Genomic DNA, 12,601 nt, shown 5'->3' on the forward strand with positions numbered 1-12,601 from the left:
CGCATCACTCGGCAATGCCCGCCATCGCCAGCCCGATCGCCTCCCGCGTCCAGTCCCGCGCGCGCCGCGCCGGGCTCAGCTGCCCGCCGTGCATCACCGCCACGCGGTCGCCCAGGGCCAGCACCTCGTCGAGGTCGTCCGAGATCAGCAGCACGGCCGCGCCGCCGTCGCGCGCGGCGATGAGCTGCCGCTGCACGAAGCCCACGGCGCCGACGTCCAGGCCCCAGCTGGGCTGGTGCGCGACGATCAGGCGCGGCGTGCGCGCGCTGCCCTCGCCGTCGTGCGGCGCAAGCAGCGCGCGGCCCAGGATGAGCTTTTGCATATTCCCGCCCGACAGCGAGCGCGCCGGGGCGTCGGGCCCGCCGCCGCGCACGTCGAACGCCTCGAGCACGCGCCGGGCGTGCCCGCGCGCCGCGCGGCGCCGCACCCAGAAGGCCCGGAACCAGGGGTGCGCAAACCAGTGGCGGTGCTCGGAGACGGCGTTCTCCCACACCGGCAGATCGCCCACCAGGCCCACGGCGCTGCGGTCTTCGGGGATGCGCGCCACCGCCTGGCGCACGAGCCAGGCCGGCCGGGCGCGCAGCGGCGCGCCGAGCAACGTGACCTGGCCCGCGCTGGCGGCGCGCAGGCCGCACAGCAGATCGGCCAGCGCCGCCTGCCCGTTGCCGGAGACGCCCGCAATGGCGACGATCTCGCCCGCGTGGAGCGTGAGCGAGACCTGCCGCAAGCGGTCGCGGCCCGGGGACGCGGTGCTCACGTCGCGCAGCGTGCAGACCGGCGCGCCCACCGCCCGGGCAGGCTGGCGCACAGGCGCCTCGACGGCGTGCCCGACCATCCATTGCGCGAGCTGGCCCTGCGTCGTTGCCTGCGCGGGCGCCTCGGCCACGAGCCGGCCCTGGCGCAGCACGACCACGCGGTGCGCTACGCGCAGCACCTCGCCGAGCTTGTGGCTGATGAAGATGATGGCCAGGCCCTGCGCCACCATCTGCGCCAGCGTGGCGCACAGCGTCTCGCTCTCTTGCGGGGTGAGCACGGCCGTGGGTTCGTCCAGGATGAGGATGCACGCGCCGCGGTACAGCGCCTTGAGCAACTCGACGCGCTGGCGCTCGCCGACCGAGAGACTGCCCACGCGCGCGTCGGGCCGCACCGGCAGGCCAAACCGCTGCGCCACCGCGAGCAGCCGGGCGCGCGCGCGGCCGCGGCGCGAGAACGGCTGCCACAAGGGCTCGCTGCCGAGCAGCACGTTGTCCAGCACCGTGAGGTTGTCGGCCAGCGCGAAATGCTGGTGCACCATGCCGATCCCCGCCGCCAGCGCCGCGCGCGGCTGGCCGGGCGGCAGGGGCTGGCCAAAGGCCTCGATATGCCCCGCGTCGGCCACGTAGTGCCCGAACAGAATCGACATCAGCGTGGACTTGCCCGCGCCGTTCTCGCCCAGCAGGGCGAGCACCTCGCCGCGTTGCAGCGTGAGGCTGATGCCGTCATTCGCGAGCAGCCCGCCAAAGCGCTTGGTAATGCCCGACAAGCGCAGGACGGGGGGACTTGGCGCCGCCATTTCCATGCCGTGCAGCAGCGTGGATGCGCTCACCGGGCCGTGGTGGACTTGGGCTGGCTATCGTCCACCAGCACGCGGAACCTGCCGGCCAGGATGTCCGCCTCGCGGGCCCGAACCTGGGCGACGACGTCGGCAGGCACCTTGTTCTCGAAGGTTCCCAGCGGGGCCAGCCCGGAGCCCTTGTGCTGCATCATCGAGTACGGGCCGTAGTCCTCGGCGCCAAAGCGCCCCTCGCGCACGCGTTGCAGGGCCCGGTCCACGCTCGGCTCCATATGCCATAGCGCCGACACCACCACGGTGTTCGGGTACTGCGCCTGCGTGTTGATTACGTTGCCGATCGCGAGCTTGCCCCTCTCCCGGGCGGCGTCGCTCACGCCGAAGCGCTCGGCGTAGAGCACGTCGGCGCCCTTGTCGATCATGGCAAAGCTCGCCTCCTTGGCCTTCGGCGGGTCGAACCAGCTATTGATGAAGGCGACGCTGAATTCGACCTTGGGATTCGTCTGCCTCGCGCCGGCCATGAAGGCGTGCATCAGGCGGTTCACTTCGGGGATGGGAAAACCGCCCACCAGGCCAATCTTGTTCGAGCGCGTCATCCCGCCGGCCACCATGCCCGACAGGTAGGCCGGCTCCTGGATGTAGTTGTCGAACACGCTGAAGTTGGGCGCCTGGGGCTTGCCCGAGGAGCCGAGCAGGAACGCCGTTTGGGGGAATTCCCTGGCCAGCTTGCGGGCCGCAGCCTCCACGGCAAAAGCCTCGCCCACGATCAACTGCTGGCCGCCCAGGGCGTATTCGCGCAGCACCCGCTCGTAATCGGCATTGGCAACGTTCTCGCTGGACCGGTATTCGATCTCGCCGCGCGACTCGGCCGCCTTGAGCGCCTGGTGGATGCGGCTAACCCATTGCTGTTCGTAAGGCACCGTGTAGATCGCCGCAACCTTGATCCGGGCCTGCGCCGCAGCCAGCGACGGCGCCAGCCCCAGGAAGGCGGTCATGGTGGAAATGCCAAGCAGACGTGCGATAAGGATGCGGCGGATGGTCATGGTGCGTGCTGGATAAGGAAAACGGCCCGGGGAAGGGCATGCAATATGCGCGCCAATAGGCCGTGGGGAGTCGGCAGGGGGCATGGCAGGCGCTGCCGCAATTGTGCACACGGCGTATCGCCGTCAGCCGCCAAGCGCCTGCGCAGCGGGTCCGCCACCATTGCGGGCAAGGGCCAATCTGGCATACTCGCCGCCCATTGGGTGGGGGCCTCCTGCATCACCCAGAATCCGCTCCAGCTATGGCTTTCCGGGGGATTTGGGAGTTCGGACCGCGGGTTTCAGGGCTGATCAATCCCAAGCAAAGAAAGGACGACCGCCATGCCCCTCCTTCCCTTCGGCTGCCTGGAAGGCAGTGGTTTCGAGCGGTTTGATCCGCGCTTTGACCCCTGCATCCCTGGCCCCGAGCGCATAGCGCGTCTGTGGACTGGCGGGCGCTGGTGCGAGGGCCCGGTGTGGTTTGGCGCGCACCGCACGCTGCTGTGGTCGGACATTCCGAACAACCGCATGCTGCGCCTGGACGAGCGCAATGGCTCGGTCGGCGTCTTTCGCGAACCGGCAAACCACAGCAACGGCCACACGGCGGACCGCCAAGGGCGGCTGCTGAGCTGCGAGCACCTGACGCGCTGCGTGACCCGCACCGAGCACGACGGGAGCATCACCGTGCTGGCCTCGCACTGGCAGGGCAAGCGGCTGAATTCGCCGAACGACCTGGTGGTGCATTCGGACGGCGGCGTCTGGTTTACCGACCCGAGCTACGGCATCCTCTCGGACTACGAGGGACTGCGCGCCGAGAGCGAAATCGGCGCCTGCCACGTCTACCGCATCGACCCCGCGAGCGGCGCCGTCGAGCGCATGGCCGACGACTTCGTCAAGCCCAACGGGCTCGCGTTCTCGCCCGACGAGTCGCTGCTCTACGTTGCCGACACCGGCGCCAGCCACCAGGACGGGGCGCCGCGTCACATCCGTCGCTTCAAGCTGGGGGCGGACGGCCGCAGCCTGCGCGGCGGCGAGGTATTTGCCGAATGCAGCAACGGCCTGTTCGACGGCTTTCGGCTGGACACCGAAGGCCGCCTGTGGAGCAGCGCCGGCGACGGCGTGCACGCCTACCACCCGGACGGCACGCTGCTGGGCAAGATCCTGGTTCCCGAGCCGGTGGCGAACGTCTGCTTTGGCGGGCTCCGGCGCAACCGGCTGTTCATCTGCGCGAGCACCTCGCTGTACGCCATCACCTTGAACGCAAAGGGAGTGCTCTGATGCCCACGTCCATCACCCTGTCCACCGAATGGCTGGAATCGACCGCCGCGCGCGTCCTCGAAGCGGCGGGCAGCCTGCCGGCCGAAGCCCGGCAGGTGGGCCGCCAACCTGGTGCTCGCGAACCTCAGCGGCCACGATTCGCACGGCGTGGGCATGCTGCCGCGCTATATCGACGCGGTGGCCGAGGGGGACCTGAAGCCGAATGCCGCCGCCCGGCTGACGGGCTCCGGCGCAACTGGCTGTTCATCTGCGCGAGCACCTCGCTGTACGCCATCACCTTGAACGCAAAGGGAGTGCTCTGATGCCCACGTCCATCACCCTGTCCGCCGAAGGGCTGGAATCGACCGTCGCGCGCGTCCTCGAAGCGGCGGGCAGCCTGCCGGCCGAAGCCCGGCAGGTGGCAGCCAACCTGGTGTTCGCCAACCTCAGCGGCCACGATTCGCACGGCGTGGGCATGCTGCCGCGCTATATCGACGCGGTGGCCGAGGGGGGCCTGAAGCCGAATGCCGCCGTCAAACTGACTCTCGACACCGGAACGCTGCTGGGGCTCGACGGCCAGTACGGCTACGGGCAGATCGTCGGCGTGCAGGCGCTGGAACTGGGCATTGCGCGGGCCAAGCAGCACGGCAGCTGCATCGCCACGCTCGCGCACGCACACCACCTGGGGCGCATAGGGCATTTCGCGGAACTGGCCACGGCGCAGGGGCTGGTCGCGATGCACTTCGTGAACGTGCTCTCGCGGCCCGTGGTCGCGCCCTGGGGCGGCGGCGACGGGCGCTTTGGCACCAACCCCTGCTGCATCGGCATTCCGCTCGCGGGCGAGCCCCCCTTTGTGCTCGACTACGCGACCAGCCGCGCGGCGCAGGGCAAGATGCGCGTGGCCTACAACAAGGGCGAGCCGGTTCCCGACGGCTACCTGATCGACGAAAAAGGCGCGCCCACGAACAACCCGGGTGTCGTCGTGGTGCCGCAGAGCCAGGGCCTGTTCGGTGCGCTCATGACCTTTGGCGAGCACAAGGGCTACGGCATGGCGCTGGCCTGCGAGTTGCTGGGCGGCGCGCTCACGGGCGGCGGTACCTGGCACCGCCCGGCGGGCAGCGAGCGCGCGGTGCTCAACGGAATGCTGACGGTGCTGATCGACCCCGTCCGGCTCGGAACGCAGGACCCCTTCGCGCAGGAAACCCGGGCCTTTATCGACTGGCTGCGCCAATGCCCGCCGGGCACGGGCTTTGACCAAGTGCAAATCGCCGGCGAGCCCGAACGCCGTGCCCGCGCGCAGCGTGCGCGCGATGGAATCCGGATCGACGCGGCGACCTGGGACGAGATCGTCGCTGCCGGGGCCAAGGTGGGGGTGGTTCTGTGACGCAGGGCTGGCTGCGCAAAGGGCCGAGGCAGTAAACCGGAGCAACTACTCAGCCCCACCCCTTTCAAGGTGTTGGTGAGCAAGTTCCCATGAACAGCGGCATCCGCTACGTCAGCCCGGCACAGCGCCATGCAGGTCAAGACAAAGCGATCCTGGCGCGCGCTGTACATCAGCGCTCGTGCGCTCAACCCGGCACGCTGGTCTGGCGCCACGCGCAACGGGTCGCACATCGAGGCCGTGAACCTCAACCCTGAACGCGATTCGGTCATCAAGACGCATTCGATGGCACAGGATATTCAACCGATGGCTGTTTGAACGAGGCGACAACTATCTTGACACGCGCCGGATTTTGTTGTTGCTTTCCCGGTGATGTTGCTCTAAGATGAAAACGGATTTTATCGTGGGAGAACGAATGAAGCCCTCTGAAGCCTTGGCCTCGAACCGTGCTGCGATTCGGGGCGTGGTGGCTGCGCACCGCGCCTGCAATGCGCGGGTGTTTGGCTCTGTCCTCCACGGGCAAGATACAGACAGCAGCGATCTGGACATCCTCATCGACCCGACGCCGGAAACAACGCTGATGGACGTGGCTGCCATTCAGGTGGAACTGCAACGCCTTCTTGGCGTGTCGGTGGATGTACTGACGCCGAGGGCCTTGCCCGAGACATTCCGCAGCAGGGTTCTCTCGGAGGCAGTTCCAGTATGACCAAGGTACTGCGCACCCTTGACTACATCGGGCACATCCTGAAGGCTATCGAGCGGATCGACCGCTACACGGCGGACATGGATGAAGTTGGATTCCTGAACAGCGATTTGGTACAGGACGCCGTGATCCGCAATATCGAAATCCTCGGCGAGGCGTCGAACAACATCCAGCGCGTAGCACCGGAGTTCGCCGCACGGCACGATGACATTCCTTGGAAAGTCATGTACACGATGCGTAACCGCGTCTCGCATGGCTATGACAAAGTGGATCTTGAAATCATCTGGAATATGCTCCAGAGCGACCTCCCCGGCCTACATGCTCAAGTTACAGAAGTACAAGCCAGTTTGACGAAAAACCATGATCATGGAGGAATGGATCCATGACCAACGACAACAAGCCGCCGATGTTCGGTCCCTACACACCGTGGTGTGAATTTCAGCAAGCATGACTTAAACAATCACCGGCCGTATCGATTATGCTTATGCGGATGCATACCGAGCCAAGAAGAAAGAATTGCAGGAACACTATCCCAATGATCCGCGCCCCCGTGTCAAGGACTTCGTGGAAAAATGCCTTCAACAGCTTGATCGCCACATTGCATCGGAGCAACGATCGGCAGATCAACAATCGGCACAAAGGCGGCTTGGGCTCGATGAATAAACAATAATCCCGAGATCGGAAGGAAATCATGGGCATGTGGGTGAGCGGCACTTCAATACCAACACCCATCAGAACCCGGTGAATCAGCGGATAGGCCGAAGGTGACCTGCCCGCCGGCATTCACTACCAGCGGCTATTGCACGTGTTGGATGCCGCACGAAACAGGAGCCCCCACGGCCCAGCACCAACCCAAGCAAGGTCAAGGAAAAGCCTTGCGGCCGCCTCGCCCCGGCCGGCGGCCCGGGTCGGCTCCCTTAAAATCCCCGCTCCCCCCCGTCCGCCAAGGCGCCCGGCCGCCTCCTGCACTGCCCCATCCCATGCTCCCGCCCCTGCAACGCCCCGGCCTCGACAGCCTGTCCAAGTCCTTTGAACCCGCTGCCCTGGAGGCCCGATGGGGGCCGGAATGGGAGCGCCGCGGCTATGGCGTCGCGGGGTTTCGTGGCAGTGGCGCGCCGCGCGCGGGCGAGGGGGCGTTCTCCATCCAGCTGCCGCCGCCGAATGTGACGGGCACGCTGCACATGGGCCATGCGTTCAACCAGACGATCATGGACAGCCTCACGCGCTACCACCGCATGCGCGGCTTCAACACCCTGTGGCTGCCGGGCACCGACCACGCGGGCATTGCCACGCAGATCGTCGTTGAGCGCCAGTTGCAGGAGCAGGGCGTCAGCCGCCACGACCTGGGGCCCACCCCGGCCGAGGCGCGCAGGAACTTTGTCTCCAAAGTCTGGGAGTGGAAGAAGAAATCCGGCAACACCATTGCCACGCAAATGCGCCGCATGGGCGACAGCGTGGACTGGAGCCGCGAGTATTTCACGATGGACGAGAAGCTCTCCCGCGCGGTGACCGAGACCTTCGTGCGGCTGTACGAGCAGGGCCTGATCTACCGCGGCAAGCGCCTGGTGAACTGGGACCCGCAGCTGCAATCGGCGGTGTCCGATCTGGAGGTCGAAAGCGAAGAGCGCGACGGCTTTCTATGGCATATCGCGTACCCGCTGGCCGATGGATCGGGCAGCCTTCGGGTGGCGACCACGCGGCCCGAGACCCTGTTCGGCGACGTGGCGCTGATGGTGCACCCCGAGGACGCGCGCTACCGCGCCCTCGTCGGCCAGAGCGTGCATCTGCCCCTGTGCGCGCGCCAGATTCCGGTGATTGCCGACGCCTGCGTGGACCCGGAATTCGGCACCGGCGTGGTCAAGGTCACGCCCGCGCATGACCCGAATGACTACGCCGTGGGCCAGCGCCACGGGCTGCCCATGCGGGTGGTGCTGACCTTGCAGGCGAGCATCAACGAGAACGCGCCGGAGAAGTACCGCGGAATGGACCGCTTCGTCGCGCGCAAGGCCGTGGTCGCCGATCTGCAAGCCTGCGGCACCTTGGTCGAGGTGCAAAAGCACCGGCACATGCTGCCCATCTGCACCCGCACCGGCCAAGTCGTCGAGCCCATGCTCACGGACCAGTGGTTCGTGGCCATGAACCGGCTGGACACCGAAGGCCGCCTGTGGAGCAGCGCCGGCGACGGCGTGCACGCCTACCACCCGGACGGCACGCTGCTGGGCAAGATCCTGGTCCCCGAGCCGGTGGCGAACGTCTGCTTTGGCGGACTCCGGCGCAACCGGCTGTTCATCTGCGCGAGCACCTCGCTGTACGCCATCACCTTGAACGCAAAAGGAGTGCTCTGATGCCCACCATGTCCATCACCCTGTCCGCCGAAGGGCTGGAAGCGACCGTCGCGCGCGTCCTCGAAGCGGCGGGCAGCTTGCCGGCCGAAGCCCGGCAGGTGGGCCGCCAACCTGGTGCTCGCCAACCTCAGCGGCCACGATTCGCACGGCGTGGGCATGCTGCCGCGCTCTATCGACGCAGTGGCCGAGGGGGGCCTGAAGCCGAATGCCGCCGCCTGGCTGACGGGCTCCGGCGCAACCGGCTGTTCATCTGCGCGAGCACCTCGCTGTACGCCATCACCTTGAACGCAAAGGGAGTGCTCTGATGCCCATGTCCATCACCCTGTCCGCCGAAGGGCTGGAATCGACCGCCGCGCGCGTCCTCGAAGCGGCGGGCAGCCTGCCGGCCGAAGCCCGGCAGGTGGCAGCCAACCTGGTGCTCGCGAACCTCAGCGGCCACGATTCGCACGGCGTGGGCATGCTGCCGCGCTATATCGACGCGGTGGCCGAGGGGGGCCTGAAGCCGAATGCCGCCGCCCGGCTGACCCTCGACACCGGAACGCTGCTGGGGCTCGACGGCCAGTACGGCTACGGGCAGGTCGTCGGCGTGCAGGCGCTGGAACTGGGCATTGCGCGGGCCAAGCAGCACGGCAGCTGCATCGCCACGCTTGCGCACGCGCACCACCTGGGGCGCATAGGGCATTTCGCGGAACTGGCCACGGCGCAGGGGCTGGTTGCGATGCACTTCGTGAACGTGCTCTCGCGGCCCGTGGTCGCGCCCTGGGGCGGCGGCGATGGGCGCTTTGGCACCAACCCCTGCTGCATCGGCATTCCGCTCGCGGGCGAGCCACCCTTTGTGCTCGACTACGCGACCAGCCGCGCGGCGCAGGGCAAGATGCGCGTGGCCTACAACAAGGGCGAGCCGGTTCCCGACGGCTACCTGATCGACGAAAAAGGCGCGCCCACGAACAACCCGGGCGTCGTCGTGGTGCCGCAGAGCCAGGGCCTGTTCGGTGCGCTCATGACCTTTGGCGAGCACAAGGGCTACGGCATGGCGCTGGCCTGCGAGCTGCTGGGCGGCGCGCTCACGGGCGGCGGCACCTGGCACCGCCCGGCGGGCACCGAGCGCACGGTGCTCAATGGAATGCTGACGGTGCTGATCGACCCCGTCCGGCTCGGAACGCAGGACCCCTTCGCGCAGGAAACCCGGGCCTTTATCGACTGGCTGCGCCAATGCCCGCCGGGCACGGGCTTTGACCAAGTGCAAATCGCCGGCGAGCCCGAACGCCGTGCCCGCGCGCAGCGTGCGCGCGATGGAATCCGGATCGACGCGGCGACCTGGGACGAGATCGTCGCTGCCGGGGCCAAGGTGGGGGTGGTTCTGTGACGCAGGGCTGGCTGCGCAAAGGGCCGAGGCAGTAAACCGAAGCAACTACTTAGCTCCCGGACTACGGTGCATCAAGGTCGCGCAACAGACACTTGACTGTGTTGTTGCACTCGCCGATTGACTTAGACTGGCAGATGTTTTTGGCGTTTGCTGTTTTCCAAGGCCGCGTAGAGTGGGCTGGCCTCGGAGCCCACCAAGCCAGTGGGTAACCATGTCAACGGGATAGTAAAGGGGATCGATAAAATGAACATTGACGAATACGAAAAGGAGTTTGTTGATACCTATGATGCATTTTCCAAGGCCGTAAAATGCGAATTGGAAGCCGCATTCGAGACTGCGGGCGAGAATGTCAAGAGACCCCAGGCAATTCAATCCCGTGCCAAAACGGTGAAAAGTTTGAGATTAAAGTTGGAAAATCGGAATCTCTTGGCATCTGAAGCGATCGAAACTGAAATCAAGGATCTCGCAGGCGTCAGGATTATATTTTATACCAATACAGACGTCAATTATTTTTCCGGATCCAGATTAATTTCTGATAGATTTTTCGTGGAGCATAAGCACACAAAAATTCACTATCCGAACCCCGAAAATGATGATGAACCCTATGATGCAGATCATTATATCGTCCACCTTACCCCCGAGATTCTGACCCGATCTGAATATTCCAGATTCAAGGATTTGCGTTGCGAGATTCAAATCCAAACAATGCTCGGTCATGTCTGGGCAGAGATCTCGCACGAAATCATCTACAAACCGGAGGTGAGTGGATTCTGTAATGCATCTATTACAGCCATTAAAAAACGAATGCGAAAAATCGTGCAGCAATATCTTGGACCTGCCGGTCACGAATTCGACAAGGTGTTGCATGATTTTGAACGGTTGAGGCGTGGAAAGGAACTCTTTGATCGCGGTATGCTTGAAACGTTGGAACATAGTAGTGATAACAACGATCGGCACAGTACACTCTCGACGATCAAAGAATATATTTCGAGCTACGATGATCTAGCGGCGATCTATCCGGAATTGGCTCAAGCTTTGTGCAATGCTGTCAATGTCGCGCGACAAACCATGCCGAAGCCGATCCCGGAGAATTTTCAGAATCTTTCGGGTTACAGTGAAGGTCGCACCGCAGAGGAAATTACAAGCCTCGCCGTTGATATTCTCAGGACACTCCGATACTTCAATGTCGAAATCACTTTCCATAGCCTCGCCAAAATACTCCGTGATGAGGCGGACGACGAGGTGCGAAAGGATATATCTAAGGCGGTCAAACAGCTTGCCGGATACAATATTGATGTTTGGAATAAATGCGGACCAGGCGTTCAATGCTTACTCACGGAACTTGTCGAGAAATTGCCTTTCGTCGACTCTGCTCCATTGAAACAGATTGCCAGAATCATCTGGTGTGAGGCATTGGGTATCACATTGGAAGGAAAATCAACATCTCTTGTCCCTGATGGCAGCGGCGTCATTTTAACTGTAAGACGTGGTGTGGTGAGAGTCAGCGATGAATTGAAGATGGCTCGGAGAAAATCCATAAATGGATTGATTGCATTGTTTGATCAACCCGGATTGCTTGCCGAGAAGAAGGAGATTGTTTCGGATTTGATGAATGCAATGTCCGAACCTCGAGTTCAACCAGAAGATTATCACAAGGACCTTTATGCGATGATGCTTTCGGATGTCGAAAAAATCACTGATCTATTTGCAGAGCGGATCGATCAACAGCCCTATGAACTACTCCATCACATTGAGTGCGAAATATTTAGGACTTACGCAAACCAAAATAAATAATCGAGAAAATAGTTTTTTGTAATGTTTTGTGATGTATAATTGCATGGTTTCAACTCCACACTTCATGAACATGAAGCCAACACGCCGTGATTACTGTCAATTTCTCATTTCGTCGCAGACGAATTACACGCAAACTTGGTTTGCCGATCATCATCAGCATTTTTCGCATGACGCCATCAATCGCTATTTGCAGAATGACGATGTAACGCCGGGTGATGTCTGGAAGCAGGCCAAAGGTGTGATTGAAACTTCTCCCGATGGCTTTCTCGTGTTTGACGACAGCGTTTCGGACAAGAACCATTCGCACAAGATGGAGTTGGTGCGCTTGCAATATAGCGGTAACGAGCATCGCCTGATCAAGGGAATCGGTATCGTCAATTGTTTGTACGTGGACCCACAAACCAAGCGCTACTGGATCATAGATTGGCGCGTCTATGAGCCGGACATTGATGCCAAGTCCAAGCTCACCCATATGAAGGAAATGTTCGACGACGCGCTGAACATCAAAAAACTGCCGTTCCGTGTGGTGCTGATGGATTCTTGGTACGCCACCAAGGATCTGATGCTGCACGTGCACCGCGAGGGTAAGATATTTTACTGCCCACTCAAGAGCAACCGCAAGGTGGACGACAGCGGTGGAAAGCAACCCTATCAGGCCGTGAGCAAATTGCAGTGGAATCAACAGGAAGCAGCACATGGCAAACTGATCAAGATTCATGGTTTTCCAGGTGCAACGAAGGTCAAGTTATTTCGGGTTGCGATTACAACGAATCGCACGGAATGGATTGTGACAAATGATCTTGATCAGACATCGACCGACGATGCAAAAGCGATATGTGGCATACGTTGGAAGATTGAGCAGTATCATCGCGAAGTGAAACAGACGCTCGGAATTGAGAAGTGCCAGTGCAGATCGGCCAAGGCGCAACGCAATCATATTGGCTGTGTGATATTGGCATGGAATTATATGTCTGCACTGGCTAGAAAGTTGAAAACGAATATTTACAATATCAAAAAGAAGATGCTATCGGATTATATGAGACAGGAGTTGACCCAACCAAGCGTGCTCATGGCCTTCGTCTGAACTGACTACAAAAGTCCGAGCTGCGCGCTAGCTGAAATTGGTCTGCGTAAGTCCTAATATTGCGTCTCTATTGGCGAGCGAGAGGAATAGCCGGTAACGACGG

General features: G+C 62.5%; 10 protein-coding genes and 3 pseudogenes. 11 read left to right on the forward strand and 2 right to left on the reverse strand.

Translation table 11 applies throughout. From position 1 onward, the window contains the following. Nucleotides 1–4: 4 nt before the first annotated feature. Together D5041_RS10600 and D5041_RS10605 are read right to left on the reverse strand one after the other, a co-directional pair. Complete coding sequence (locus tag D5041_RS10600; RefSeq protein ID WP_265285078.1) at nt 5–1,552, reverse strand: ABC transporter ATP-binding protein; 1,548 nt, start codon at nt 1,550–1,552, stop codon at nt 5–7. A gap of 29 nt (nt 1,553–1,581) precedes the next feature. Continuing rightward, entirely contained in the window at nt 1,582–2,592 is a 1,011-nt protein-coding gene (locus D5041_RS10605; RefSeq protein ID WP_265284682.1) for a BMP family protein, read from the reverse strand. Nucleotides 2,593–2,910: 318 nt separating this feature from the next. Between D5041_RS10605 and D5041_RS10610 the strand changes: the two genes are divergently transcribed. The 11 genes and pseudogenes from D5041_RS10610 (at nt 2,911) to D5041_RS10665 (ending at nt 12,498) form a co-directional block, all read left to right on the forward strand. Continuing rightward, a complete protein-coding gene (locus D5041_RS10610) occupies nt 2,911–3,846 on the forward strand; it encodes an SMP-30/gluconolactonase/LRE family protein (protein WP_265284683.1) in 936 nt (311 codons plus the stop codon). Beyond that, nucleotides 3,846–4,065 (forward strand): annotated as a pseudogene (locus D5041_RS10615) (Ldh family oxidoreductase); the annotation flags it as partial. The gene D5041_RS10610 and the pseudogene D5041_RS10615, both read left to right, overlap by 1 nt. A gap of 82 nt (nt 4,066–4,147) precedes the next feature. Then, entirely contained in the window at nt 4,148–5,209 is a 1,062-nt protein-coding gene (locus tag D5041_RS10620) for a malate/lactate/ureidoglycolate dehydrogenase (protein WP_265284684.1), read from the forward strand. Nucleotides 5,210–5,301: 92 nt separating this feature from the next. Next, nucleotides 5,302–5,524 (forward strand): annotated as a pseudogene (locus D5041_RS10625) (IS3-like element ISAzo10 family transposase); the annotation flags it as partial. Between the two features lie 97 nt (nt 5,525–5,621). Continuing rightward, nucleotides 5,622–5,912, forward strand: a complete 291-nt coding sequence (locus D5041_RS10630; RefSeq protein WP_265257384.1) for a nucleotidyltransferase family protein — start codon at nt 5,622–5,624, stop codon at nt 5,910–5,912. Further along, complete coding sequence (locus tag D5041_RS10635; RefSeq protein WP_010100740.1) at nt 5,909–6,295, forward strand: HepT-like ribonuclease domain-containing protein; 387 nt, start codon at nt 5,909–5,911, stop codon at nt 6,293–6,295. Before D5041_RS10630 ends, D5041_RS10635 begins: the two co-directional genes overlap by 4 nt. A 594-nt stretch (nt 6,296–6,889) precedes the next feature. Beyond that, nucleotides 6,890–8,149, forward strand: a pseudogene (locus D5041_RS10640) (class I tRNA ligase family protein); the annotation flags it as partial. A gap of 104 nt (nt 8,150–8,253) precedes the next feature. Next, complete coding sequence (locus D5041_RS10650; RefSeq protein ID WP_407702255.1) at nt 8,254–8,559, forward strand: hypothetical protein; 306 nt, start codon at nt 8,254–8,256, stop codon at nt 8,557–8,559. A 5-nt stretch (nt 8,560–8,564) separates the two neighbouring features. After that, nucleotides 8,565–9,620, forward strand: a complete 1,056-nt coding sequence (locus D5041_RS10655; RefSeq protein ID WP_265285080.1) for a malate/lactate/ureidoglycolate dehydrogenase — start codon at nt 8,565–8,567, stop codon at nt 9,618–9,620. Nucleotides 9,621–9,863: 243 nt separating this feature from the next. Beyond that, the gene (locus tag D5041_RS10660; RefSeq protein WP_265284685.1) at nt 9,864–11,414 is read left to right on the forward strand and encodes a RelA/SpoT domain-containing protein; all 1,551 of its coding nucleotides are present in this window, start codon (nt 9,864–9,866) and stop codon (nt 11,412–11,414) included. Between the two features lie 70 nt (nt 11,415–11,484). After that, a complete protein-coding gene (locus D5041_RS10665; RefSeq protein ID WP_265284686.1) occupies nt 11,485–12,498 on the forward strand; it encodes an IS701 family transposase in 1,014 nt (337 codons plus the stop codon). The last annotated feature ends 103 nt before the right edge of the window (nt 12,499–12,601 follow it).

The sequence above is a fragment of the Verminephrobacter aporrectodeae subsp. tuberculatae genome, assembly GCF_026127385.1.
Taxonomy (GTDB): Bacteria; Pseudomonadota; Gammaproteobacteria; order Burkholderiales; family Burkholderiaceae_C; genus Acidovorax; species Acidovorax aporrectodeae.

Bases quoted from the DNA above. Each gene is read 5' to 3' on its own strand.
- D5041_RS10665 (WP_265284686.1), top strand. From the start codon at position 11,485: ATGAAGCCAACACGCCGTGATTACTGTCAATTTCTCATTTCGTCGCAG.
- D5041_RS10630 (WP_265257384.1), top strand. From the start codon at position 5,622: ATGAAGCCCTCTGAAGCCTTGGCCTCGAACCGTGCTGCGATTCGGGGC.
- D5041_RS10655 (WP_265285080.1), top strand. From the start codon at position 8,565: ATGTCCATCACCCTGTCCGCCGAAGGGCTGGAATCGACCGCCGCGCGC.
- D5041_RS10635 (WP_010100740.1), top strand. From the start codon at position 5,909: ATGACCAAGGTACTGCGCACCCTTGACTACATCGGGCACATCCTGAAG.
- D5041_RS10605 (WP_265284682.1), bottom strand. From the start codon at position 2,592: ATGACCATCCGCCGCATCCTTATCGCACGTCTGCTTGGCATTTCCACC.
- D5041_RS10660 (WP_265284685.1), top strand. From the start codon at position 9,864: ATGAACATTGACGAATACGAAAAGGAGTTTGTTGATACCTATGATGCA.
- D5041_RS10600 (WP_265285078.1), bottom strand. From the start codon at position 1,552: ATGGCGGCGCCAAGTCCCCCCGTCCTGCGCTTGTCGGGCATTACCAAG.
- D5041_RS10650 (WP_407702255.1), top strand. From the start codon at position 8,254: ATGCCCACCATGTCCATCACCCTGTCCGCCGAAGGGCTGGAAGCGACC.
- D5041_RS10620 (WP_265284684.1), top strand. From the start codon at position 4,148: ATGCCCACGTCCATCACCCTGTCCGCCGAAGGGCTGGAATCGACCGTC.
- D5041_RS10610 (WP_265284683.1), top strand. From the start codon at position 2,911: ATGCCCCTCCTTCCCTTCGGCTGCCTGGAAGGCAGTGGTTTCGAGCGG.